We start from the raw sequence: 23737 nt of genomic DNA, 5'->3' as shown, positions 1-23737 counted from the left end.
GTTGTTGTGCCAATGGGCCTGCCGTTCACAAAGCGACACTAGCATCTGTCTTCACTTTTGACAATTTGGACAGTAAAAGGTCGAACGCTGACCTTGGACGATTTGTTTGATGGGTGCATTGCAAATACGGCAAGGTTCTCCCGCCCGCGCATAGGCAAAATAGTTTTGCTGGAAGTAACCGGACTGACCATTGACGCCGATGAAATCCTTCAGCGTGCTACCACCCTGCTCGATGGCGGCGGCCAGAATTTCCCGTATCGCCTGCGCCAGACGTTCATAGCGTTGCAAGCCAATTCGATGTGCTGGCGTCTTCGGATTGATACGCGCCTGAAACAAACTTTCCGAAGCATAAATATTTCCGACACCGACAACTATGTCTCCCGCCAGCAACACTTGTTTGATTGCCGAGCTGCGGCTGCGCGTCTGCTTATATAGCCATTCTGCGCTGAACAAATCTTCTAGCGGTTCGACACCCAAAGCGCGCAGCAACAAGTGATTCTCGACCGCGCCCTCTTCCGCCGCATGCCATAGCACCGCTCCGAAGCGACGCGGATCGGTCAGACGCAGCACCTGATTGCCGACCGCCATGTCGAAGTGATCATGTTTTTGCGGCGGCACGCCTAATGGCAGTATCCGGATGTGACCGGACATACCGAGGTGAATGATCAAGGTGCCATGATCAAAATGTATCAACAGGTATTTGCCGCGTCGCCCGGTACTGCGCACCGTATGGCCTGCCAGCGTTTGTGACAGCTCGGCCGGGAATGGCCAGCGCAAACCGGTATGCCGTAATACGACACCCGTGACAACTTGTCCTTCCAGATGGGGTGCCACGCCGCGACGTGTTACTTCAACTTCAGGTAATTCAGGCATGACGACTTTACTTCCTTGGTGGCTCGCCCATGGCGCCTATCAGTGCGGCACCGCGCACATTCGGCAACGGTTAAGCGTAGAATAAAAACCTGCTCGATTTGCTTGGACTTCAATTGAAAAATGCTCTCGTTATTGTAACGCTGTCCGTACTGTTGTCTGCCGGTACCAACCTGCAAGCGCAACCATTAGTAACTTCAAAAGCGCCTCAGCCCTCACAATTACTTGCGAAAGAAGGCCAGAAGTCTTCCGCGGCAAGTGGCCAAAGTACCGATAAAAAAGTGGTCAGCGACAAGCTGGAAGACCCATTGCCGACACTCGACATGTCGGAGGATTTGCTCTTCAAGTTGTTGCGCGCAGAACTTGCCTACCAGCGAGGTGACTGGCAACTTGCATATGTGACGATGCTGGTTGCAGCGCAGGAAACACGCGACCCCCGACTCGCACGTCGCGCTGCAGAAATTGCCTTGAGCGTAAAACAAACAGGCGAAGCCTTGTCTGCCGTCAGACTTTGGCGCGAACTGGCACCGCATTCGGACGAAGCCAATCAGTTTTATTTGGGACTGGTGGTACTGGGTGAAAACCTGACTGAAGCCAAACCGGTCTTTGTAGAGCGTCTGCGCGAAGTCAGCCCGCAAGCGCGTGGCTTGCTGATCCTGCAAATTCAACGTCTGCTAGGACGCACCAAGGACAAGAATGCGGCGTTTACCTTGCAGGAAGAGTTGACTGCACCCTATCAAGGCCTGGTAGAAACGCATATCGCACTCGCACAGGCGGCACATGCCAAAGGTGACCTGGCACGTGCACGCACCGAGGCAGGCAAAGCGCTCGCCATCAAACCCGATCTGGAAATCGCTGTCTTGATGCAGGCGCAATCCACATCCAGCCGCGAAGAGGCTTTGCAGACGCTGGCAAGCTTCCTGAAAAATTATCCGAAAGCGCGCGACGTCCGCATCGCTTATGCAAAAATTCTGATCGACGACAAGCAATACGATGCGGCGCGCAAGCAATTCGAGATTTTGCTCAAGGACCAGCCGAACGATCTAAGCATCATGTATGCGATGGGTATTCTCGGTGCGCAAATGAACGATAGAGAGAGCGCCGAGAAATATTTGAGCGCCTATCTGAAAGAACTGGAAAACAATCCGGATGACGAACGCGATCCGGTACAGGCATTGCTGATCCTTTCGCAAATCGCCGAAGATCGCAAAGACTTCCCTGCCGCCCTTGCGTGGCTGGCGCAAGTCGAACCTGGCCCTGCCTACCTGGAAGCACAGGTAAGGAGCGCGCAAATCATGGCAAATACCGGCGACTTGAGTGGCGCACGTAATTTGCTCAGTCATTTGAAACCTGACGGTCAACGTGAACAGATTCAAATCATGGTGGCCGATGCGCAATTGCTGCGCGATGCCAATCGTGTGCCAGAAGCACTGGCCGTACTGACCAAAGGTCTGGAACGTTTTCCTGAAGATACCGGCTTGCTGTATGACTACGCCATGCTGGCAGAGAAGGCCAACCGCTTCGACTTGATGGAAAACGCATTGCGCAAGATCATCAAGCTCGCGCCCAGCAATCAACATGCATATAACGCACTAGGCTACTCATTCGCCGAACGTAATATCCATTTACAGGAAGCATACACGCTGATCGACAAGGCATCGAAGCTGGCACCGGAAGATCCATTCATCATGGATAGCATGGGCTGGATCTATTTCCGTCTAGGCAAATTACAGGAAGCGGAAGATTTCCTGCGCCGCGCCTATGCAATTCGTCCGGATGTGGAAATCGGCGTGCATCTGGGTGAAGTGCTGTGGGTCAAAGGTGAAAAGGAAGCTGCCCAACAATTGCTGCGCGATGCGAATCAAAAGGATCCGCAAAACAATTTACTGAAAAGCACATTGGCACGTCTGAAAATTACGCTTTGATTCAAGACTGAATTGAAGCCTGGTTAGAAGCCTCAACGGGAACCATGCTTTTTAAAGCTTTAATTCCACGGCATGCCTAGCATTTTATTTATCGGGATCGGACTAAACTCTTCGTCACATCCCGATTTTCATTTCCGGCATGTCACGCCGCCCATGCACTCGTTTACAATCGACCGCTTGATGCAGTCACAGACAGTCAATGCAATTCGATTGATTGATGTGGCATTCCACACCAGCGATAGATATTCATATATCGGACTCAATGTCTCAACAAAATACCAAAACGTTCACACGCAAAATTGCCGGCTCAATCGCGTTATGCGCGCTGTTATTGGGCGGCTGCGCAACGATTCCATCGCCAGATAGCACAGGCAATGAAGAACAAACGGCAAGCCCTCGCATTTATAAAGAGGCACTTGAATTGGATGGACGCTTGTCTGTGCAATATCAGAAAGACGATCAAGATCAAGCGATACACGCCAGCTTTAACTGGAAGCAAAGCAAAGATCGCAGCAGCATCACCATTCTGTCGCCGCTGGGGCAAATTCTGGCCACAATCGATAGCAAACCAGGCATAGCAACCCTGACGCAGTCTGGCCAGCCATCGCGTAGCGCAGCGGATGTTGATGCCCTGGCAGAACAGGCACTCGGCTGGCCTTTGCCGGTTTCAGGCTTGCGCAACTGGCTGCAAGGATTTGCCATTGATACCAATAACCAAGCCTTTGTCGCCAGCAAGTCCAAGACGAATGTGCAGACACGGGATGGCTGGCACATACAGTACATGAGCTGGGACGACGACGATCAGACACCAGTGCAAAGCCGTCCGAAACGCATAGACCTGAGCCGTCAGACCGAACAGGCCGGCAACGTCACGATCCGCATCGTGCTCGACAAATGGCAATCACAATAAACCGCGCTCTTCGCCAATAGATATTAAACCGCCGCCTATGGTTCGCATACTCAACAATTGCCCGGCACCGGCCAAACTGAATCTTTTTTTGCACGTCACGGGTCGACGGGCGGATGGCTATCATTTGCTGCAAAGCGTATTTCAGCTGATAGACAAAGGTGATGTACTGCACTTTGTGGTGCGTGACGACGAGGTCATCCAGCGCAACACCGAACTGGCGGGCGTGCCAGCCGAAAGTGATCTGGTAGTACGCGCCGCGCGCCTGCTGCAAGCAGAAGCAAGAAAACAAGGCAAAGTCGTGGGCGCAGAGATCGCCATTGAAAAAAATCTGCCCATGGGCGGCGGCCTCGGGGGCGGATCATCCGATGCAGCCACCACGTTGATCGCCCTCAATCATCTGTGGCAAACCGGGCTGACACGCGCCGAGTTAATGGCAGTTGGACTGCAATTAGGCGCGGATGTACCTTTTTTTATATTCGGGCAAAACGCATTTGCAGAGGGTATAGGCGAGGCTTTGGTCGCGGTAAAAACGCCGGAATGCTGGTTTGTTGTCATCGAACCGGGCGTGTCTGTTCCAACGCAGCAGATATTTTCTGCAACTGAATTGACAAGGGATACGAAACCCGTCAAAATATCGGACTTTTCCGGAGCTCAAGAAAGCTTCGGTAAAAACGACCTGCAAGTCGTGGCTGCAAACTTGTTCCCCCCGATTGCCGACGCCATCAAATGGCTGCAACAATACGGGGATGCGAGAATGACAGGTTCCGGTGCTTGTGTGTTTTGTGCCTTCAAGGAAGAACAACAAGTCGAAGCAGTGCTGGCAACAGTACCGCCACAATGGAAAGCCTGGAAAGCCAAAGCGATCGCGCATCATCCGCTCGCTTATTTAGCAAGGTAAATGCAGCAGTCGTAAAAAGTCAGAATTCGTCGTTCGGATTATCCGCCGCTAACAAAGCGAAGATAGTACGAAAGACACAAAGGTTGCGTAGGGGAATCGCCAAGTTGGTTAAGGCACTGGATTTTGATTCCAGCATTCGAAGGTTCGAATCCTTCTTCCCCTGCCATTCATATCTATAGCAAGAAAAACAATAGCCGCCAACGCAAGACGTCACCGTCAGGCTTTGGCGGCTTTCCAGCTTTTTACTGTCATTTAACTTTGTAGCGGGAATTCCATGGCACTCGAAAACCTGATGGTTTTTACCGGTAACGCAAATCCGGATCTGGCTTTGGGGGTTGCCAAACATCTAGGCATACCGCTCGGCAAAGCAGTTGTTTCCAAATTTTCCGACGGCGAAATCGTTGTCGAAATCAATGAAAACGTACGCGGCAAAGATGTGTTCGTCTTGCAGTCAACCTGCGCACCGACCAATGACAACCTGATGGAAATCATGTTGATGGTCGATGCACTCAAACGCGCTTCGGCCGGACGCATCACCGCAGCCATTCCTTACTACGGTTATGCCCGGCAGGATCGCCGCCCACGCTCGGCGCGAGTTGCAATTTCAGCAAAAGTCGTCGCCAACATGTTGCAGGAAGCCGGCGTAGAACGCGTACTCATCATGGATCTGCATGCAGATCAGATTCAGGGCTTCTTCGATATTCCGGTTGATAATATTTATGCATCGCCCATCTTGTTGAGCGATCTGGTTGCGAAGAATTACGACGACCTGCTGGTCGTTTCGCCTGACGTAGGCGGCGTGGTTCGCGCACGTGCATTGGCAAAACGCATGAACTGCGATCTGGCAATCATCGATAAACGTCGCCCGAAAGCGAACGTATCCGAAGTCATGAATATCATCGGCGAAGTCGAAGGTCGTAACTGCGTGATCATGGATGACATGGTCGATACCGCCGGCACATTGACGAAGGCCGCCGAAGTATTGAAGGAACGCGGCGCGAAGAAAGTCGTCGCCTACTGTACGCATCCGGTATTGTCGGGTCCTGCAATCGAACGCATCACGAACTCACCGCTGGATGAATTGGTCGTTACAGACACCATTCCGTTGACTGATGCAGCCAAAGCCTGTTCAAAGATCCGCGTACTGTCTTGCGCGAGCTTGCTGGCAGAAACTTTCAAGCGCATCAGTACCGGCGATTCCGTCATGTCGCTTTTCGCAGAGTCATAGCAAGAACGTTGAAACCTGTACCTTCGGGTACAGGCAAGGATGCCGACGAAGTGCAGTTTCGCCGATATCCAAAACCCGGTGTGGTTGGTTTGCTTAGATGAGTTACCTCGTTGAGTAATCTACTGCACCACTTTTCAAATCTCCTGGTCGCGGGAGATTTAATCGCAGGATGATTTTCATCCTGCACATATGGAGTTTCATCATGAAAGTAATCGCATTTGCACGTAATGACCTGGGGACCGGAGCGAGCCGCCGCCAGCGCATTGCAGGCCTCACCCCTGGTATCGTTTATGGTGGCACAGACGCACCGGTCAATATCTCGCTCGACCACAACGCGCTGTACCATGCATTGAAAAAAGAAGCTTTCCACTCGTCGATCCTTGATCTCGAAGTCGATGGCAAAGTTGAAAAAGTATTGTTGCGCGACTTCCAAGTCCACGCTTACAAACAACTCGTTTTGCACGCTGATTTCCAACGCGTCGATGCCAAGCAAAAAATCCACGTTAAAGTGCCTCTGCACTTCGTGAATGCTGAAACGTCGCCTGCAGTGAAACTGTCGGCCGGCATCATCAGCCACGTCACAACTGAACTCGACATCACCTGCCTGCCAGCTGACTTGCCAGAATTCGTTGAAGTTGATCTGGCAGCACTGGACGTCGGTCACTCGATCCACTTGGCTGACATCAAATTGCCAAAAGGCGTTGTTGCAGTGATCCACGGTGGTGAAGACAACCCAACGATCGCTACTGCTGCTATCCCTGCTGGCAAAGTTGAAGAAGCTGCCGCACCTGCTGCAGATGCAGCTGCCGCACCTGCTGACAAGAAGTAATCGCATGGTTGCCGGCTTGCCCGGCAATTGAAAAACCCGCCTTCGTGGCGGGTTTTTTTATGATGGAACGGACACAAGCCGTCTGCATCCCCGATAATCAGGTTTTCCAATTTTCACAACGCCATGCCTATTCGCCTTATCGTCGGTCTCGGCAATCCCGGCCAGGAATACGAACAAACCCGTCACAATGCCGGCTTCTGGCTAGTCGATGAACTGGCGCGCAGCACGCCCCGCTGCCATCTGTCGCGCGAGTCCAAGTACCATGCGCTCGCCGCAAAAACGACTATCGCCGGACAGGAAGTCTGGCTGCTGGAGCCGCAAACCTTCATGAACCGATCCGGGCAATCGGTAGGTGCATTGGCACGCTTCTATAAAATCCTGCCGGATGAGATTCTGGTCGCCCACGATGAACTCGATATTCCACCTGGCATCGCCAAGCTGAAAAAAGGCGGCTCATCCGGCGGGCACAATGGCTTGAAAGACATTACCGCAGCGCTCGGCACGCAGGATTACTGGCGACTGCGCATAGGCATAGGCCATCCGCGTACGCTGAACTTGCAGCAAGCCGTGGTTGATTTTGTCTTGCACCGACCGCGCAAGGAAGAACAGCCCTTGATCGATGAGGCGATCGCCAAAAGTCTATCGATTATTCCGCTACTCTGCGAAGGCAACTTCAATGCAGCAGCGATGAAGTTGCACACGGTCGAAAAATAATGCATCTCCGACAGTCATCGTGATTGGCAGAAGAAACGATGACGAAAAAATAGCCAAGCCTGGCCTCACAATCGACTTAATCACAAGCTACTTCAAGTAGTCATTCGCCAAACACGGCAGACCCCTCGCGCTACGGTAAAATAGCGGGTTAATTCATCTCTCAGCAAAGCACACATCATGAGTCTCAAATGCGGCATCGTCGGCCTGCCTAACGTCGGCAAATCCACCCTCTTCAATGCGCTGACGAAAGCCGGCATCCCTGCTGAGAACTACCCGTTCTGCACGATTGAGCCTAACGTCGGCATGGTCGAAGTACCTGATCCACGTTTGCAGGCACTGGCCGACATCGTCAAACCGGAACGCATACTGCCATCCACCGTCGAATTCGTCGATATCGCGGGCCTGGTCGCCGGCGCATCCAAAGGCGAAGGCCTGGGCAATCAATTCCTCGCGCACATCCGCGAAACCGATGCCATCGTCAATGTGGTGCGCTGCTTTGAAGATGACAACGTGATCCACGTCGCCGGCAAGATCAATCCACTCGACGATATCGAAGTCATCCAGACTGAACTTGCACTGGCCGACATGGGTACCGTCGAAAAAGCAATCCATCGCGAAAACAAGAAAGCCCGTTCCGGCGACAAGGATGCGACCAAGCTGGTCGAAATTCTGGAACGCATCATGCCGCACCTGAACGAAGCCAAGCCAGTACGTGCAATGGGCCTAGACAAGGAAGAAATGGAATTGATCAAGCCGCTGTGCCTGATCACTGCCAAACCGGCGATGTATGTGGGCAACGTGTCCGATTCCGGCTTCACCAACAACCCTTTGCTGGATCAATTGACCGCTTATGCCAAATCGCAAAACGCACCTGTGGTTGCGATCTGCGCTGCGATCGAATCGGAAATCGCCGAACTCGAAGATGCCGATAAAAAGGAATTTCTGGCCGATATGGGCATGGAAGAACCAGGTCTGGATCGCTTGATCCGCGCCGGTTTCTCATTGCTGGGCTTGCAAAGCTACTTCACCGCCGGCGTGAAGGAAGTGCGTGCATGGACCATCCACGTCGGCGATACCGGCCCGCAAGCGGCAGGCGTGATCCATACGGATTTCGAACGCGGTTACATCCGCGCGCAAACCATTGCGTATGAAGATTTCATCAAGTTCAAAGGCGAGCAAGGCGCAAAAGAAGCAGGCAAGATGCGCGCCGAAGGCAAGGAATACATCGTCAAGGACGGTGATGTATTGAACTTCCTGTTTAATGTATAAAAAGCCCGCATAAAAGGCCTGTATAAAACCCAGAATTAAAACCGTACGACGATTTATACAATCTGCGTTATCGCCCGACTTGAAGGTCGGGTGTAAAAGCAATTAAAAATTAACCGGTCTCACCCTGCATTGCCGCTGCTTTCAATCTTCCGAAGCCAGCGGCAATTTTCCAGACAATTCCAAACGCCCATGCCCATCCTCACTGAACTCAATCTGTATCCGATCAAATCCTGCGCAGGCATTTCCTTGCGCGAGGCGACACTGACGCCAGCCGGTTTGATGAGCCAGCATATTTATGATCGCGAATGGATGATTGTCGATGAAAACAGGCAGGCGCTGACGCAACGCGAATTCCCCAAAATGGCTTTGATCGAACCACGCATCAAGGCTGACACCCTGGAGCTGCGTTCACCCGGCATGTTGCGTTTTGAAGTGCCGTTGGATCTCCCCGACCCGGCCGATGAAAAAGTCATACGCGTCAAGGTGTGGGACGATGAAGTCGATGCCTACGATTGCGACGACACGACTGCGCTGTGGTTTTCGAACGCATTGGGCACTGCTTGCAGACTGGTACGCTTTCATCCGAATGCGCAAAGGCTAGCGAACAAGGAATGGACCAAGGACATCGACGCGCCGACCCTGTTTTCAGACGGCTTTCCGATGCTGGTGATCGGCACAGGCTCACTGGATGACTTGAATGAAAAACTGGTGACGCAAGGGCGTGCTGCCTTGCCCATGAACCGCTTTCGTCCGAACCTGGTATTCAGCGACCTTCCAGCGTTTGAAGAAGATTATGCGACGCTCTACACCATCGGCAATGCGCAGGTGAAGCCGGTCAAGCCGTCACCACGCTGCCCGATTCCGTCCATTGACCAGGCCAGCGGCGAGTTCGGCCCGGATCCGCTGGATATTCTGCAGAGTTATCGCAGCAATCCCAAGCTGGATGATCGCATCACGTTTGGCATGAACACCCTCCTGCTGAGCGGCGAAGGAGAAGTGATACGCGTGGGGCAAAACGTTGAAATTGAGCTGGATTTCTGAAGCAGGCGGCACCCAGCCCTGATCGCAACACCGGACATCTCCTGCTTTATGCACTTGAATTGGGATTGAAACGATCTTAACTGCGCACAAAAATTGCTACAAGGTAAGCATCGACGTAGTATGCTGCACACTGTTGCTATTTTCATAGCGCCACTGCCCTTGCAGTTTTAACCTGATGTCCATGACGAACACGCTGACTAACGAAAATTCGCAGTTACGCAATCAGTTGAAACTACTGCTGGAACAGGCGCATCGCAATCAGCAAATCATGCAGCGCTATCAAGAGTTCGACCTGAAGTTCATCGGCTCGAACACCTTCCAGGAATTGATCGATAGCGTCTTCGATACGCTCACCGAGGCATCGGAACTCGATGTCGTCACGCTGTCACTGATCGATCCCGATGCAGAAATTCGGCGCATCCTGACCGACCTGCGGATTGATGTCAGCGATTACCCGAATCTCATTTTCGTCGAACAAGACGTCGACGAGATCACGCATCCAACGCGCAAGCCGTCTATCGGCCCCTACAGCACGATGCTGCATCGCCGTCTTTTCCCGGATACGGTATTAAAGCCCAACAGCGTCGCCGTACTTCCGCTGATACGCCGCAATATGCTGATCGGCTGGCTCAGCCTGGGCAGCCTGGATCCCACCCGCTTCACAGCGAACATGGCGAGCGATTTCTTGCAGCACCGCGCCTCCATCGTCGCAATTTGCGTAGAAAACGTCATCAACAATGAACGCCTGCAACATATCGGCCTGACCGATCCGCTGACCGGCGTCAACAATCGCCGTTATGTAGAGCGGCGCCTGCTGGAAGAAGTCGGCCGCACGCAGCGACATGGCTACTCATTGTCCAGCATGTATATCGATCTGGATTTTTTCAAGAAGGTGAATGACAACTACGGACATCAAGGTGGCGACGAAGTACTGCGTGAAGTCGCAGCCCGCATCAAGGCCGAGTTGCGTTTAAGCGATGCACTCGGTCGTTTCGGTGGCGAAGAATTTGTCGTCCTGCTGATTGATGCCCCGCTGGATGCCGCAGTCGCCGTCGCCGAGCGCATACGCACGAGTATCTGCAACACGCCGATTGCACTGACGACAGGCAAGGATTTGCGCACCACGGTTTCCATCGGTGTCTCTACGCTCAAAGCCATCAGCCGCAAGGAAGAAACCGCAGCCGCAGCGCAACAATTTTTGGCAAAAGCGGATCAGGCTTTGTATCTGGCCAAACAAGGCGGCAGAAACAAGGTAGTCAGTGCTGAGTAATCGCCAGATCAAATGCAACGACACGAGCAATAAAAAAGGGAGCAATGATTGCTCCCTTTTTTATTGCTGATTGATGCGACTGAAATTAATTACACCGCTTTGAGTTCGGCCTGCAATCGTTCGTATTTTGCCTGCAGCTCTTGCTTGCTTTCACGCCATGCCGGATTGAATGGAATGCAATCGACCGGGCAGACTTGCTGGCACTGCGGTTCGTCAAAATGTCCGACGCACTCTGTACATTTGGTCGGATCTATCTCGTAGATCTCCTGCCCCATGTAAATCGCATCGTTCGGGCATTCCGGCTCGCATACGTCGCAATTGATACATTCGTCCGTGATCAGAAGTGCCATGATGAACCTCTCTGAGCAAACGAATAAGCAGTATCAGGACGAATACAACAAGCGCCGGCAGGCGCTCGCTGCGATGAACGGCGCAAGGCAGTGCCTTGCGAAACCCCATTCAACGTGTCCGTGATCAGCAGTGCCATGACAACCTCAATTCGCGACTTATCCCTGCCCTTGCGCAGCGATTTTCTCTTTCAGCCATTTGTCGACTGAAGGAAAAACAAACTTCGATACATCACCGCCGAGTGCGGCAATCTCACGGACTATCGTACCAGAGATGAATTGATACTGATCGGAGGGGGTCAGGAACAGCGTTTCCACGTCTGGCAAGAGATAACGATTCATGCCAGCCATCTGGAATTCGTATTCGAAATCGGAAACCGCGCGCAAGCCGCGCACGATCACACGCGCATCGTGCCTACGCACAAAATCCTTCAGCAAGCCGGAAAAGCTTTCGACATGCACATTCGGGTAATGGCCCAGCACTTCATTGGAGATCGTCAGACGTTCTTCCAGAGAAAAGAATGGCTTTTTGTTCTTGCTGTCGGCAACGCCGACGATCAACTTGTCGAACAAACCTGAGGCCCGACGTACCAGGTCTTCGTGACCACGTGTCAGTGGATCGAATGTACCTGGATAAATGGCTGTGACCATGATGGCTCCCGTATGGTGGCTAAGTGTCAGCTGGCGGAAAAAGCACGCGGCGCATGCGCCGGTTGAAGGGGCAATATGAGCGTTTTGCTTCTTGTTCCGGCATAGCGCAGTACGACACTATGGGCACCGCAAATAAACTGAATGCGCATTATGCCTGAAGTTCAGGCAGTTTTTTCGCTTGCAATAGATGGTAAAAAACCAATCCGGCGCTATCGGCGCGCACGACTTCCCAGTCTTGCAGCCAATCCGGCGGTGTAGCTACGTCCAGAGCGACTTCAGATTCGACATAAATCAAGCCATCATCCGTCAGCAAGGACGCGCACGCCGGCAGCATTTTGGCGAGCCAGTTCTGGTGATACGGCGGATCGAGAAAAATCAGTTTGAACTGGCCATTGCCGCCACGAGCATGCAAGCCTTGTATCGTCGACAGGGCATCGCCACGCACAATAGTGACTTGCTCGGCACGCAGTTTTTCCTTAGTCGTCTCCAGTTGCCGCACTGCGGGCGTGTGCATTTCCACCATCACCACCTGCTCAGCACCGCGACTCGCCGCTTCAAAACCCAGTACGCCGGTCCCGGCAAACAAATCCAGACATTTCAGCTTGTTCCATTGACCATCGATCAAATGATTGATCCAGTTGAATACTGTTTCACGCACGCGATCGGGCGTCGGGCGCAAACCTTCTGCATCGATCACGACAAGCGGCGTACGCTTCCATTGCCCGCCGATGATGCGCACCTGATGCGTCATGACTGGACGCGGCGGACGCTTGGCGACAGGTTTTGGAGGCTTGTTACGTATTTTTTTGGACATGAATGAAAATGCAATGGGGCGATGTGATGGAAGCGGCACGCAGAAAAGCTTGCGCAGCATGGATTGTAATGACTACAGACTATGCAAGCCAGCGCTACGCGATGTATTTATCCAATCGGCATATTCCATCCATTAGTCCGCCGCATTTACTTGTCGGCACCCACCACCACTATCGACAATTTATCCATTTGCAGCTTGCGATTGAATGCATCCTTGACCTGCGCCGTCGTGATCGCAGCAACTTTGGCAGTCCAGGTATCCAGATAATCCAGCGGTAATTGGTAAAAGCCGATGGCGGCAATATTCTGCAATATCTTGCTATTACTATCTATGCGCAGGGAAAAACCACCAATCAGATTATCCTTGGCCGCTTTCAATTCCACTGCAGTCGGGCCGTCGCGCAAGAACTCGGCCACGGTATCGCGCGCGACCTTCAGCGCTTCGTCGGCCTGCTCCTTTTTGGTTTGCAAGCCAATCTGGAAAGGTCCGGACTGCGCCATCGGATTGAAGTAGCTGCTCACGCCATAAGTCAGCCCGCGCTTTTCGCGCACCTGCTGCATCAGGCGAGAAGCGAAACCGCCGCCGCCCAACACATAATTGCCGACGGTCAGCGCAAAGTGATCGGGATCGTGCCGCGCCATCGCCGGCATGCCGATCAAGATATGGGCTTGTGACGCTTGATGCGGGATACGTTCCTCTGCACCCTTTGCATTCGGCACGGAAGGCAACGCTGGCAATGCCGCACCTTGTGGCAAACGTCGCGTGAGTTCCTGCGCTATTTTGTCAGCCTGATCACGTGTGACGTCACCTATCAGCGCAACAACAGCGCGATTGGCCACATAATGCGCAGCATGGAAAGCCAACAAATCGTCACGTGTAATGGCAGTCACCGATTCCACCGTCAACTGCAGCCCATACGGATGTGAGCCATACAATAAGCGCGAGAATTCTTTGTCGGCAATCGCTTCCGGTTGCGTCAAACTTTCCTTGATCGAAGCAATCGTGCGTGCCTTGTCGCGCACCAGAAAGTCTTGCGGAAAACTGGGCTGAGCCAGCAAGCGCCCCAGCAAAGGAACGGCAACATCGCGTTCTGTAACCAGCGTACGCAAAGTCACACCTGAACGATCCTCGTCGAGTCTTGCGCCACGGATAGCTGCAGTATCGGCAAACCCATCGGAAATCTGCGCCTCGCTCAAAGCCGGCTCACTCCCGCTCGGGCTTTGCACTGCGCGTAAACCACGTGCCAGCATGGCGTTTGTCAGTGCAGCGACGCCGGATTTTCCGGCGGGATCACGGCGCGAACCCGCATCGAAATCGACGCTGAGATCAAGAATCGGAATCGTGTGATTTTCGACGAACAATACGCGCGCACCATTCGGCAAACTCCACGACTGGATCTGCAATGCCGCGTGGGAAATACTGCATGCGGCACACAAGGCGAGGCCGGCAATCATTTTGAACATGAAGACTCCAGAAATACTTGATTGGTTTACAGCGCGGAATAAAATTGGCGCACTCAATGCAGCGGACCGGCTGCTGGCGGAGCAGCTTTCTTATCCGTCATCGGCAACGGGACTAGCGTCGCCACGGTCAAGGCATCGTCGCCGAAATACTTCTGCGCCACTGCCTGCACTTGCTGCGGCGTCACCGCACGCAAGCGTTCAATGATCAGATCGATATCCTTGTATGACAGGCCAGCCATTTCCATGGCGCCGATTTCCATCGCTTGGCCGAATACCGAATCGCGTTTGTAAACCTGACCTGCAATTAATTGCGTTTTCACGCGCTTCAATTCAGCGTCAGATACGCCATCGGTCGCAATGCGCGTTAATTCGGCGCGCAATTGCTTTTCCAGTTGTTCAGTTGTATTGCCTGCCGCCGGCGAACCGTCCAGCAAAAACATGACCGGACCACGCGCAATGCCGGAGTAAGAGGCGCCTACTTCATTCGCGACGCGATCAGTGCGAACCAGTTTGGCTGTCAGCCGTGCGTTATCGTAACCGTCGAGCACGGCCGCCAGTACATCGAGTGCAAATGCATCGTCATCCTTTTTGACATCTTGCAAGGCAGGCACCTTGAACGCCAATACAACATATGGATTTTCTGCCGGCGCCTTGACGGTCACGCGCTTGATACCGCGTTGTGGCGGCTCGTTTTGCGGACGGGTACGGATCAAGGTTCTACCAACAGTGCGGCCAAAGTATTTTTCCGCCAGTGCAAACACCTGTTTGGCATCAACATCGCCGGATACCACCATCGTCGCGTTGTTCGGCACATACCAGGCGTCATGCCAGGCTTTCACATCTGCGACAGTCATATGCTGCAAATCATCCATCCAGCCTATGATCGGATTGCGATACGGATGTGCCGCGTAGGCAGTCGAGGTCAAGGCTTCGTACACCATCGCGATGGGCTGGTCGTCGGTGCGCAGGCGGCGCTCCTCCATCACGACGCGGATTTCTTTTGCGAATTCATTCTTGTCGAACTGCAGATTCACCATGCGGTCCGCCTCAAGTGCCATCACGGCTTCCAGCTTGGATTTCTCGATTTGCTGGAAATAAGCGGTGTAATCCTTGCTGGTAAATGCGTTTTCACGTCCACCCAGTTGGGCGACGCGCTTACTGAACTCCCCGACCTTCAGCTTCTTGGTACCCTTGAACATCATGTGTTCCAGCGCATGCGCCACGCCTGTGGTGCCATTGCGCTCATCCACCGCCCCCACGCGATACCAGACCATGTGCGCCACGGTCGGCGCCCTATGATCTTCGTTGACGATGATCTTCATCCCGTTTTTCAAGGTGAATTCCTCAGTCTGTGCGGCACGGGCAAAGGATATTGCCAACATCATGGATGTTGCCAACACCATTATTCTCATTGTTCTAATACGCAATTTGATAGCCTTCGCTCTGATAGAATACGTCGATTGTATCCGCTTGCCTGCAACACACCGGCAAGCGCCTGTGACCGCTGTTCTGACCCCATTCCCGATGTTTAGTTTCTTCAAGAAAAAACCGCAAGAACCTACCCCGCCAGCGAGCGCACCTGCCACGTCGGCTCCCGAACAAGAACCGCCCGTCATTGCGACTGCAGTGGCAACACCCGCATCGGCTTTGGCTTCGACTTCGGCAGAGATCGTTGCCGCCGAGACTCCTGCAGCCCAAAAACAATCATGGATGACGCGCCTGAAAGTCGGGCTTTCCAAAACATCATCCAATTTGACGACGCTCTTCGTTGGCGCAAAAATTGGCGATGAATTGTATGAAGAGCTGGAATCCGCCTTGTTAATGTCGGATGCGGGCGTCGACGCCACACAATTCCTGCTGGATGAACTCAGGCGCAAGGTCAAAAGTGAAAAACTGACAGAAGCCGCGCAAGTCAAATCCGCATTACGCAGCCTGCTGCTCGACATGCTGACGCCGCTGCAAAAACCGCTGGTACTTGGACAGCACCAGCCGCTAGTCATGATGATCACCGGCGTCAATGGCGCGGGCAAAACCACGACTATCGGCAAGCTCGCCAAACATTTGCAGGCACATGGCCAATCGGTTTTATTGGCGGCAGGCGACACTTTCCGTGCCGCCGCCCGTGAGCAATTGACTGTATGGGGCCAGCGCAACAACGTAACCGTCATCGCGCAGGAATCAGGCGACCCGGCCGCGGTTGCCTTCGATGCAGTCCATTCGGCGCAGGCACGCGGTACCAATGTCGTGATGGTCGACACCGCCGGGCGGCTGCCTACGCAATTGCATTTGATGGAAGAATTAAAGAAAATCAAACGCGTCACGGCCAAAGGCATGGCTTCTGCTCCGCATGAGATTTTACTGGTCATAGACGGCAACACGGGCCAAAACGCACTGACGCAGGTCAAGGCGTTTGATGACGCCTTGGGCCTGACTGGCTTGGTCGTCACCAAGCTGGACGGCACCGCCAAAGGCGGCGTGCTGGCAGCGATTGCGCGCGCAAGACCGATCCCGGTTTACTTTATTGGCGTCGGCGAGCAGATCGAAGATTTGCAGCCTTTCAATGCGCAGGAATTTGTTGAAGCACTCTTGGGATAACGCGACATCGATGATTGAATTTCGCCAGGTTTCAAAAAAATATACGCAAAACGTCACTGCGCTGTCGGACATCACTTTGTCGGTCAACAAGGGTGAGCTGGTCTTTCTGGCCGGCCCCTCCGGCGCCGGCAAATCGACGCTATTGAAAATGATTGCCGCGATGGAAAGACCGAGCGAAGGCACGGTTATTGTCAGTGGCCACGATATCGGTCGCATCAAGAATTCCGGCCTGCCCTATTTGCGTCGCAATCTAGGTTTGATTTTCCAGCAACAACGCTTGCTGTCGGATCGCAATGTATTGGCGAATGTGATGTTGCCCCTCATTGTATGCGGCGCTTCGCGCTCAGATGCAGAACGACGCGCGCGCGCTGCGCTGGACAAGGTGGGCCTGCTGGACAAGGCAAGTTCTGCACCGCAGACTTTATCCGGTGGCGAACAGCAACGCGTGTCGATTGCGCGTGCCATAGTGAATCGTCCGCAGATTATTCTGGCCGATGAACCGACCGCCAATCTGGATAGGGAAAGCGCTAACAAGGTGCTGGATGCTTTAAAAGCTTTCCATGCAGTCGGCGTGACCTGCCTGATTTCCACCCATGACGAACAATTTCTTGATACAGCAACCCGCGTGATTTATCTTGAGCATGGCAAGATTGTCGAAAGCTGGCGCAGAACGACTCCGCAGGTGATGGCATGAATAGCTGGTTCAGACAGCATCGCTTTGCACTGGGCGATGCCTTCCGTCATTTATTCAAGACACCGGGCAATTTTTTACTGAATGTTTTGGTCGTGTCGATTGCACTGGCATTGCCATTTGCCGGTCTGACACTGATTGAAAATGTCAGGCCTGTATCCGAACAGTTGGCGGTGGAACCGGAAATCAGTATTTTCATGCAGATGGATGCCTCGCGTGAACGCGCCACCGCCCTCGCGCCGGAAATCAAACGCATTGCGCAAGAAGCCAAGCACCCGGTCAAGGTGGAATTCATCCCGCGCGAAAAGGCACTCAGTACGCTCAAGGATAAAACCGGACTGGAAGATGCGATCAGCACGCTGGGCGCAAATCCCCTGCCGGATGCCTATGTCGTCAAAATGACGGGTTTCCAGAACGGCGATGACGCCAAAAAGATCAAGCAAATCACGGAAAAACTGCAGGCCCTGAGCGGGGTTGAATACGTACAGATCGACTCGGCCTGGGTCGAACGCCTGGCAGCGCTGCTGCAAGTAATGCGTCTGGTCTTGCTTTTTCTTGCCGCGACACTGGGCGTGGTGGTGGTTGCCGTTGTCTTCAACACGATACGTCTGCAAGTCATGACACAACGCGAAGAAATCGAAGTCTCGCGTCTGGTGGGCGCAACGGACGCTTTCATTTGCCGGCCTTTTTACTATACGGGCGCACTACTGGGTTTGATCGCTGGTGGGGTTGCATTGATCGCCGTTGCAATTGCCTTGAATCCGTTGAACGCGGCTATCGCCGACTTTGCCCGCTTATATGCCTCGGAATTCAGGCTGGCACCTTTGGACGCAGTCGCAACCTTGATCATGCTGGCCGCCAGCGCTTTTCTGGGTTTGCTGGGAGCATTGCTATCAGTGCAGCGACATTTGGCGCGGCTGACTTAATCCCATCAGATGCCAAGAAAGAGCCCGGCGTTTCAGTGCTGCATTGCCCATGCCGTTAAGTCATGTAAGTACACACTCGGCGCCTGACCGTTCAATTCAGTGATTACATGGCGATTTCTTGTGCCGCTCAGAAAATCAGCTTCGGCGTAAAAAAGTCATCTCACACACGCAACTTCATTGCAGGATTTCGCTCTAAACCCCGTAAGCTAGAATTTATTGTAATAAAAATTGCAATAATGTTTTAGCTATCAGCTTGGTATAAAACGCTCATTAGCACTCATTCTTATAGAGTGCTAATATAGCCGTTCTAACCGATTTCCCTGTAAGCAAGGCAAATCGATTTTGAATAAAAGTGAGCAAGGAGAAAGCATGAAAGCAGCATCTGCATCCACCGCAATGATTCCAGCCAGCAACATCATGGCACTGGGATTTTCTGGCGCGCTGGGCAATATTGACGCTTACATCTCGGCGGTCAATCGCCTGCCTATGCTGACGCACGAAGAAGAAATGTCGCTGGCACGTCGCCTGCGCGACGATAACGATTTGGGCGCTGCGCAAAAGCTGGTGCTTTCGCATCTGCGTCTGGTCGTATCGATTGCGCGCGGCTACCTCGGTTATGGCTTGCCCCATGCTGATTTGATTCAGGAAGGCAACATCGGCTTGATGAAAGCCGTGAAGCGTTTTGATCCCGATCAAGGCGTGCGCTTGGTGTCGTATTCGATGCATTGGATCAAGGCAGAAATGCATGAGTACATCCTGAAAAACTGGCGTCTGGTCAAAGTCGCGACAACCAAAGCACAACGCAAATTGTTCTTTAATCTGCGCAGCCATAAAACCGGCCTCGATTCGATGACACCGGATCAGGTCGATGCCTTGGCAAAAACGCTGAATGTTAAACGCGAAGAAGTCATTGAGATGGAAATGCGTTTATCCGGTCGCGATATTGCTCTCGAAGCGCCAACTGACGATGAAGATGACAAGTTTGCGCCTATCGCTTATTTGTCTTCGGATATGCAGGAGCCTACCAAGGTTTTGGAATCACAGCACTACGACAAATTGCAGACCGAAGGTTTGTCGACCGCCTTGGGCAAACTGGATGCGCGTTCACGCCGTATCGTGGAAGCACGCTGGTTGGCCAACGACGATGGCTCAGGTGCGACCCTGCATGAACTGGCTGATGAATTCGGCGTCTCCGCGGAACGCATACGCCAGATCGAAGCGGTGGCATTGAAAAAAATGAAAGGCTCGCTGGCTGCTTACGCTTAAGTGATTAAGCAAGCAGCAGTGAACAAAAAAGGCGCTCCATGGAGCGCCTTTTTTATGTCGGATTACAGAGCCAATTACTTCGATTCAGCCAACAGAATCTTCAAATCGTGCACGATAGGCTCCACACCTTGGCCATGACGAATGAATAAGCGTATGCGTCCTTGCGTATCGAATACATAACTGCCTGCGGTGTGATCGACGGTATAACTACCCGGCGTTTTACCCGGCACTTTTTGGTAAAAGACCTTGAATTCCTTGGCCGTCTTTTCAGTCTCTGCCATATCCCCGCGCAATCCGAGGAAACGCGGATCAAATGCAGGCACGTATTGCGACAGCAAGGTTGCCGTGTCGCGCTCAGGATCGACCGTGATGAACAATACCTGCACCTTGTCGGCATCTGGCCCCAGTGCCTTCATCACATTTGCCATTTCCAGCATCGTCGTCGGGCAGACATCAGGACATTGCGTGAAGCCGAAGAACACGACAACTGCCTTGCCCTTGAAATCAGCCAACGTGCGTAGCTTGCCATGATGGTCATGCAAGGAAAAATCCTTGCCATACGCCAGCCCTGTTACATCGGTATTCGTGAATGGCACAGCCTTGTCGCCACAGGCACTCAGGGAAAGCAAAACAGTACAGATCAGCAGCAGGGAACGTAAACGCATCTTTTTCAAAACCTCAAATAATGATCGACCAACAATGCGGCAAACAGTAGCGACAAATAGATAATCGAATACGCAAACATCTTGCGCGCAATCATGTCTGTGTAATGGCGATAAACCTGCCATGCGTACCAGACAAAAATGGCATCGAGCACCGCAGCGGCAGCCAGATAAATCACACCGCTCATGCCGACCGCGAAAGGCAGCATGGTGGTGGCGACCAATGCAATCGTATACAGCCAGATATGAAATTGCGTAAATGCAGTGCCATGCGTTATCGGCAACATAGGCAATCCGGATTTCGCATATTCATCGCGACGATACAGCGCCAGCGCCCAGAAATGCGGCGGGGTCCAGATGAAGATGATCAAGACCAGTATCCATGCCTGCATGGGTAAATCATTTGCTACTGCGGCCCAACCCAGTGCCGGTGGCATCGCACCCGACAAACCGCCGATCACGATATTTTGCGGCGTGGCAGGTTTGAGGATGATGGTGTAAATCACTGCGTAGCCAACGAAGGTTGCGAAGGTCAGCCACATCGTCAGCGGATTGACGAAGTTATAAAGTATCCACATGCCTGCGCCGCCAATCACGCCGGAAAAAACCAGCGTCTGCGGCACCGTGATTTCGCCACGCGCCATCGGGCGTCTTGCAGTGCGCGCCATGCGTGAATCAATTTCGCGTTCGACTAGGCAATTAATCGCAAAAGCCGCCCCGGCCAATAGCCAGATGCCGACAGTTGCGGCAACAACAATCTTCCAGCTTGGAAGTTCTGGGGTTGCGAGAAACATGCCGATCACGGCGCAAAAAACTGCAAGCTGCGTGACACGCGGCTTGGTTAGTGCCCAGTATTGGGCGATGCGATTGGGAGATGCGGTCAAGGTTGTCATGCGTTATCTTTTGAAGCAGTCGGTGAGTTCAAACCAATATGCAAAATCTATTTGATGTGACTCACGATGTTCCCGGGCTGGCCCGAGATTCTTGTCTTGTAGTTTAACATGACCAGCACCAGCACAAGCAGCGCTGCACAACCGTTGTGCGCCACTGCGAGTGCGAGCGGCCATTTCAATGACACTGTGGCAATACCTATCGTGATTTGCAAAGCCAGTGCAACCAGCAAAGCGCGCGCAACCGGTCTCATACCTTCTATCTTGTACGCCTGGTAACCAAGCCACGCCAGATACGCTGCCAGCACGAAGGCAAACATTCTGTGTGTCCAGTGAATGGCAGTCAGTGCAGCAAAAGGCAGATATTCGCCATCCGCTGTTTTACCCAGACTGCGCCACAAGGTAAATCCATTGTCAAAATCCATCTGCGGTATCACTGCGCCGTGGCATAGCGGAAAGTCAGTGCACGCCAACGCAGCGTAATTAGTGCTGACCCAACCGCCCAATGCGATTTGCAACGTCAACAATACCAAGCCTATCAAGGCGGGGAGTCGTAATGCCGACGCCTGCGCTGCAACCGGTCCATGATCCTTTTGCCGCACGCCCACCCAAGTCAACATGCCGAGCAAAGTCATCCCCAGCAATAAATGGATGGTGACGATGATGGGTTGCAACTTCATCGTGACTGTCCATGCACCGAACGCACCTTGTATACAGACAAAGATAAAAAGCAGCATCGGATAACGTGGCGAGAAACGCTGATTGCTGCGACCGCTCTGCAACCAGAAACGCCATGCAATCACCACAATCGCAATAATCAATACACCTATGCCCATCGCCAGGTAACGATGGATCATTTCGACCCATGCCTTCATGACGGTGACAGGACCATCCGGCATCAAGGCTTCGGCCGCGCGTATATGTTCCATTGCCTGTAAAGGATTGGCGTGTCCATAGCAACCCGGCCAGTCAGGACAACCCAGACCGGAATCGGTCAGACGTGTGAAAGCACCGAACATGATCACATCGAAGGTCAGGAATACCGTCACCCACACCAGCTTGCGATACTTGTCCGGGTCTTTCGAAGACCAGACGATCACGCATGCCAGCAATGCGACGAACAGCCCCTTGCTGGCCAACTGAAATAATGTATTGGAATCAACCAATGGACGACGCTTTCAAAAGTTTGGTCACATCCTTCTTGATCTTGTTCGGATCTGCATCTTTGGGGAAGCGCATCATCAAATTACCCAAGGGATCAATCATGTAAATATGATCGGACATCGTCGTCCCGTCTTCCACTGGCAACCAGGCACGCACCGCCTCCGCTTTGGCACGCAGCATATTGGTCCCGTCAAATTCGCGCATCAATATCGTATCGACAGGCTTGCTACCGGTGATCAGCCAGACGCGCTCTATGCGCTCCATTTCCTTGCCTTGTGCCAGACGTAGCTGACGGATGTCATGCAGTTTCTTTTCGCACACGGCAGGGCATTCTGCTCCATCTACTTGCAGCATGATCCATTTTCCCTGATAAGCATCGAGAGCGAGCGGCTTGCCATCCAGTGTCGTGGTTCCCAGTGCCGGAATTGGATACTCGCGCGGATCAATGAAGGCACCGTAATTGGTGCGACTCTGCGGTTTGATCACGTAATAAGTCAGATACGACAAGATGATAGGCGAGGCGCAGACCAGCAAAACCGCCATTAATTTCCAGCGTCCTTTGGATTTATTTATTTCCACGTCGAATTCCAGTCACAACAAAGAAAATGAAAGCCATTGCCGCCAACGCATACCATTGGAAGGCATAACCACGATGTTTCTCGACACCCGTAGATGGTAGCGGCCAGTCGCGTACCAAGCCATCATGGGTATCGGATAACTGTTCAAGAAAAATCGGCTGCATCGCCAACTTGCTGGATGAGGCAAAACTGGCAATATCGAGATTTTGCACAATCGCATGAGGACGCGGAGCATCAACCGCCCCCAACTGCATGACCTGACCGATCGATTGGCGCGCAACGCCCTCGATTTCAATCACGCCATCGGGCGTCGCGATCACAGGGACTTTGGTACGATCAGAAACATTGCGGGGAATCCAGCCACGCGCCACCAGTACATATCGATCGCTCCCGACAATCTTGAATGGCATCAATAGATAAAAACCGGCAACGCCGTTATTCGGGCGATTATCCAGATAGACCGGCCAGCCGCGCAAGAACTCTCCTTTGACCAGCACGCGCCGAAACTCCAGGCCCTCACCATCCGGCAAGGCCGCACCCAATCGAATCGGCGGCGCAGACTGCCGCTCTTGCAGCTTCTCGGCCAGCTCGATCTTCTCGGTTGCGCGTCGCGTCTGCCATTGCGCCAACGACAATCCCACCGCCACTGCAATCGCTGCCGCAACAAACGGAATGAACCTAAATCGAAAGGTGATTCGCATTACAATACCAATTCACTCAAACCATTCTGCGTTGC

Annotated in this window: 24 protein-coding genes and 1 tRNA gene; 14 read left to right on the top strand and 11 right to left on the bottom strand. The window is 52.9% G+C overall.

Features of this window, described 5'->3' with window-relative positions:
* Positions 1-51 precede the first annotated feature (51 nt).
* Entirely contained in the window at positions 52-873 is an 822-nt protein-coding gene (gene mutM, locus ACFQO0_RS09105) for a bifunctional DNA-formamidopyrimidine glycosylase/DNA-(apurinic or apyrimidinic site) lyase (protein ID WP_382233851.1), read from the bottom strand.
* A 113-nt stretch (positions 874-986) separates the two neighbouring features.
* Here mutM and ACFQO0_RS09100 point away from each other — a divergent pair, with 113 nt between their 5' ends.
* The 10 genes from ACFQO0_RS09100 to ACFQO0_RS09055 all read left to right on the top strand — a co-directional run bounded on the left by ACFQO0_RS09100 (position 987) and on the right by ACFQO0_RS09055 (position 10954).
* Positions 987-2795: a tetratricopeptide repeat protein gene (locus ACFQO0_RS09100; protein WP_382233849.1), complete on the top strand. Its 1809-nt coding sequence runs from the start codon at positions 987-989 to the stop codon at positions 2793-2795.
* A gap of 262 nt (positions 2796-3057) precedes the next feature.
* Entirely contained in the window at positions 3058-3705 is a 648-nt protein-coding gene (lolB, locus tag ACFQO0_RS09095) for a lipoprotein insertase outer membrane protein LolB (RefSeq protein WP_382233847.1), read from the top strand.
* 37 nt (positions 3706-3742) lie between these two features.
* Positions 3743-4603, top strand: coding sequence for a 4-(cytidine 5'-diphospho)-2-C-methyl-D-erythritol kinase (gene ispE, locus ACFQO0_RS09090; protein ID WP_382233844.1), 861 nt, complete (start codon positions 3743-3745; stop codon positions 4601-4603).
* An 89-nt stretch (positions 4604-4692) separates the two neighbouring features.
* Positions 4693-4769: transfer RNA gene (locus ACFQO0_RS09085), tRNA-Gln, on the top strand.
* Positions 4770-4877: 108 nt separating this feature from the next.
* On the top strand, positions 4878-5831 hold the full coding sequence (locus ACFQO0_RS09080) for a ribose-phosphate pyrophosphokinase (protein ID WP_382233841.1): 954 nt from the start codon (positions 4878-4880) through the stop codon (positions 5829-5831).
* Between the two features lie 202 nt (positions 5832-6033).
* Positions 6034-6660 (top strand): 50S ribosomal protein L25/general stress protein Ctc, encoded by a 627-nt coding sequence (locus ACFQO0_RS09075; protein WP_382233839.1) that lies wholly within the window; start codon positions 6034-6036, stop codon positions 6658-6660.
* Positions 6661-6783: 123 nt separating this feature from the next.
* On the top strand, positions 6784-7374 hold the full coding sequence (gene pth, locus ACFQO0_RS09070) for an aminoacyl-tRNA hydrolase (RefSeq protein ID WP_382233837.1): 591 nt from the start codon (positions 6784-6786) through the stop codon (positions 7372-7374).
* 177 nt (positions 7375-7551) lie between these two features.
* On the top strand, positions 7552-8643 hold the full coding sequence (ychF, locus tag ACFQO0_RS09065) for a redox-regulated ATPase YchF (protein WP_382233835.1): 1092 nt from the start codon (positions 7552-7554) through the stop codon (positions 8641-8643).
* 189 nt (positions 8644-8832) lie between these two features.
* Positions 8833-9684, top strand: a complete 852-nt coding sequence (locus tag ACFQO0_RS09060) for an MOSC domain-containing protein (protein ID WP_382233833.1) — start codon at positions 8833-8835, stop codon at positions 9682-9684.
* A gap of 181 nt (positions 9685-9865) precedes the next feature.
* Positions 9866-10954: a DUF484 family protein gene (locus ACFQO0_RS09055; protein ID WP_382233831.1), complete on the top strand. Its 1089-nt coding sequence runs from the start codon at positions 9866-9868 to the stop codon at positions 10952-10954.
* An 89-nt stretch (positions 10955-11043) separates the two neighbouring features.
* Here the strand turns inward: ACFQO0_RS09055 and ACFQO0_RS09050 are convergent, their stop codons facing one another.
* From ACFQO0_RS09050 to ACFQO0_RS09030, 5 genes are all read right to left on the bottom strand, one after another.
* The gene (locus tag ACFQO0_RS09050; RefSeq protein ID WP_382233829.1) at positions 11044-11304 is read right to left on the bottom strand and encodes a YfhL family 4Fe-4S dicluster ferredoxin; all 261 of its coding nucleotides are present in this window, start codon (positions 11302-11304) and stop codon (positions 11044-11046) included.
* Between the two features lie 156 nt (positions 11305-11460).
* Positions 11461-11952: a pantetheine-phosphate adenylyltransferase gene (coaD, locus tag ACFQO0_RS09045; RefSeq protein WP_382233827.1), complete on the bottom strand. Its 492-nt coding sequence runs from the start codon at positions 11950-11952 to the stop codon at positions 11461-11463.
* Between the two features lie 148 nt (positions 11953-12100).
* Positions 12101-12766 carry a 16S rRNA (guanine(966)-N(2))-methyltransferase RsmD gene (gene rsmD / locus ACFQO0_RS09040; protein ID WP_382233825.1) on the bottom strand — a complete coding sequence of 222 codons (666 nt, stop codon included), beginning with the start codon at positions 12764-12766 and terminating at the stop codon, positions 12101-12103.
* A gap of 146 nt (positions 12767-12912) precedes the next feature.
* Positions 12913-14229 carry a M16 family metallopeptidase gene (locus ACFQO0_RS09035; RefSeq protein ID WP_382233823.1) on the bottom strand — a complete coding sequence of 439 codons (1317 nt, stop codon included), beginning with the start codon at positions 14227-14229 and terminating at the stop codon, positions 12913-12915.
* Positions 14230-14282: 53 nt separating this feature from the next.
* On the bottom strand, positions 14283-15614 hold the full coding sequence (locus tag ACFQO0_RS09030; RefSeq protein WP_382233821.1) for a M16 family metallopeptidase: 1332 nt from the start codon (positions 15612-15614) through the stop codon (positions 14283-14285).
* Between the two features lie 139 nt (positions 15615-15753).
* On the opposite strand from ACFQO0_RS09030, the gene ftsY reads away from it, so the two are divergent.
* The 4 genes from ftsY (at position 15754) to rpoH (ending at position 19707) form a co-directional block, all read left to right on the top strand.
* A complete protein-coding gene (gene ftsY / locus ACFQO0_RS09025; protein ID WP_382234087.1) occupies positions 15754-16824 on the top strand; it encodes a signal recognition particle-docking protein FtsY in 1071 nt (356 codons plus the stop codon).
* 10 nt (positions 16825-16834) lie between these two features.
* On the top strand, positions 16835-17518 hold the full coding sequence (locus tag ACFQO0_RS09020) for a cell division ATP-binding protein FtsE (RefSeq protein ID WP_382233819.1): 684 nt from the start codon (positions 16835-16837) through the stop codon (positions 17516-17518).
* Positions 17515-18441, top strand: a complete 927-nt coding sequence (gene ftsX / locus ACFQO0_RS09015; protein ID WP_382233817.1) for a permease-like cell division protein FtsX — start codon at positions 17515-17517, stop codon at positions 18439-18441. Before ACFQO0_RS09020 ends, ftsX begins: the two co-directional genes overlap by 4 nt.
* Positions 18442-18810: 369 nt before the next feature.
* Positions 18811-19707, top strand: coding sequence for an RNA polymerase sigma factor RpoH (rpoH, locus tag ACFQO0_RS09010; protein ID WP_382233815.1), 897 nt, complete (start codon positions 18811-18813; stop codon positions 19705-19707).
* A gap of 74 nt (positions 19708-19781) precedes the next feature.
* Here the strand turns inward: rpoH and ACFQO0_RS09005 are convergent, their stop codons facing one another.
* From ACFQO0_RS09005 to ACFQO0_RS08985, 5 genes are read right to left on the bottom strand one after another with little or no spacing between them, the layout of a single operon-like run.
* Entirely contained in the window at positions 19782-20372 is a 591-nt protein-coding gene (locus ACFQO0_RS09005) for an SCO family protein (protein ID WP_382233813.1), read from the bottom strand.
* Between the two features lie 5 nt (positions 20373-20377).
* Positions 20378-21262 carry a heme o synthase gene (cyoE, locus tag ACFQO0_RS09000; protein ID WP_382233811.1) on the bottom strand — a complete coding sequence of 295 codons (885 nt, stop codon included), beginning with the start codon at positions 21260-21262 and terminating at the stop codon, positions 20378-20380.
* 47 nt (positions 21263-21309) lie between these two features.
* Positions 21310-22425, bottom strand: coding sequence for a COX15/CtaA family protein (locus ACFQO0_RS08995; protein ID WP_382233810.1), 1116 nt, complete (start codon positions 22423-22425; stop codon positions 21310-21312).
* Positions 22418-23002: an SCO family protein gene (locus tag ACFQO0_RS08990; protein ID WP_382233808.1), complete on the bottom strand. Its 585-nt coding sequence runs from the start codon at positions 23000-23002 to the stop codon at positions 22418-22420. The genes ACFQO0_RS08995 and ACFQO0_RS08990 overlap by 8 nt, the downstream gene beginning before the upstream one ends.
* Complete coding sequence (locus tag ACFQO0_RS08985; RefSeq protein ID WP_382233806.1) at positions 22989-23702, bottom strand: SURF1 family protein; 714 nt, start codon at positions 23700-23702, stop codon at positions 22989-22991. Before ACFQO0_RS08985 ends, ACFQO0_RS08990 begins: the two co-directional genes overlap by 14 nt.
* Positions 23703-23737 lie beyond the last annotated feature (35 nt).

This window comes from Herminiimonas aquatilis (assembly GCF_042665175.1).
In the GTDB taxonomy this organism is placed as follows: domain Bacteria; phylum Pseudomonadota; class Gammaproteobacteria; order Burkholderiales; family Burkholderiaceae_D; genus Oxalicibacterium; species Oxalicibacterium aquatilis.
Note: the sequence above shows the minus strand (reverse complement) of the source record. Positions and strands in the feature narration are given on the sequence as shown.

What these genes read in the sequence shown, in the direction of transcription:
- mutM (WP_382233851.1), bottom strand. Translation starts at nt 873, where the DNA reads ATGCCTGAATTACCTGAAGTTGAAGTAACACGTCGCGGCGTGGCACCC.
- lolB (WP_382233847.1), top strand. Translation starts at nt 3,058, where the DNA reads ATGTCTCAACAAAATACCAAAACGTTCACACGCAAAATTGCCGGCTCA.
- ispE (WP_382233844.1), top strand. Translation starts at nt 3,743, where the DNA reads ATGGTTCGCATACTCAACAATTGCCCGGCACCGGCCAAACTGAATCTT.
- ACFQO0_RS09080 (WP_382233841.1), top strand. Translation starts at nt 4,878, where the DNA reads ATGGCACTCGAAAACCTGATGGTTTTTACCGGTAACGCAAATCCGGAT.
- ACFQO0_RS09075 (WP_382233839.1), top strand. Translation starts at nt 6,034, where the DNA reads ATGAAAGTAATCGCATTTGCACGTAATGACCTGGGGACCGGAGCGAGC.
- pth (WP_382233837.1), top strand. Translation starts at nt 6,784, where the DNA reads ATGCCTATTCGCCTTATCGTCGGTCTCGGCAATCCCGGCCAGGAATAC.
- ychF (WP_382233835.1), top strand. Translation starts at nt 7,552, where the DNA reads ATGAGTCTCAAATGCGGCATCGTCGGCCTGCCTAACGTCGGCAAATCC.
- ACFQO0_RS09060 (WP_382233833.1), top strand. Translation starts at nt 8,833, where the DNA reads ATGCCCATCCTCACTGAACTCAATCTGTATCCGATCAAATCCTGCGCA.
- ACFQO0_RS09055 (WP_382233831.1), top strand. Translation starts at nt 9,866, where the DNA reads ATGACGAACACGCTGACTAACGAAAATTCGCAGTTACGCAATCAGTTG.
- ACFQO0_RS09050 (WP_382233829.1), bottom strand. Translation starts at nt 11,304, where the DNA reads ATGGCACTTCTGATCACGGACGAATGTATCAATTGCGACGTATGCGAG.
- coaD (WP_382233827.1), bottom strand. Translation starts at nt 11,952, where the DNA reads ATGGTCACAGCCATTTATCCAGGTACATTCGATCCACTGACACGTGGT.
- rsmD (WP_382233825.1), bottom strand. Translation starts at nt 12,766, where the DNA reads ATGTCCAAAAAAATACGTAACAAGCCTCCAAAACCTGTCGCCAAGCGT.
- ACFQO0_RS09035 (WP_382233823.1), bottom strand. Translation starts at nt 14,229, where the DNA reads ATGTTCAAAATGATTGCCGGCCTCGCCTTGTGTGCCGCATGCAGTATT.
- ACFQO0_RS09030 (WP_382233821.1), bottom strand. Translation starts at nt 15,614, where the DNA reads ATGATGTTGGCAATATCCTTTGCCCGTGCCGCACAGACTGAGGAATTC.
- ftsY (WP_382234087.1), top strand. Translation starts at nt 15,754, where the DNA reads ATGTTTAGTTTCTTCAAGAAAAAACCGCAAGAACCTACCCCGCCAGCG.
- ACFQO0_RS09020 (WP_382233819.1), top strand. Translation starts at nt 16,835, where the DNA reads ATGATTGAATTTCGCCAGGTTTCAAAAAAATATACGCAAAACGTCACT.
- ftsX (WP_382233817.1), top strand. Translation starts at nt 17,515, where the DNA reads ATGAATAGCTGGTTCAGACAGCATCGCTTTGCACTGGGCGATGCCTTC.
- rpoH (WP_382233815.1), top strand. Translation starts at nt 18,811, where the DNA reads ATGAAAGCAGCATCTGCATCCACCGCAATGATTCCAGCCAGCAACATC.
- ACFQO0_RS09005 (WP_382233813.1), bottom strand. Translation starts at nt 20,372, where the DNA reads ATGCGTTTACGTTCCCTGCTGCTGATCTGTACTGTTTTGCTTTCCCTG.
- cyoE (WP_382233811.1), bottom strand. Translation starts at nt 21,262, where the DNA reads ATGACAACCTTGACCGCATCTCCCAATCGCATCGCCCAATACTGGGCA.
- ACFQO0_RS08985 (WP_382233806.1), bottom strand. Translation starts at nt 23,702, where the DNA reads ATGCGAATCACCTTTCGATTTAGGTTCATTCCGTTTGTTGCGGCAGCG.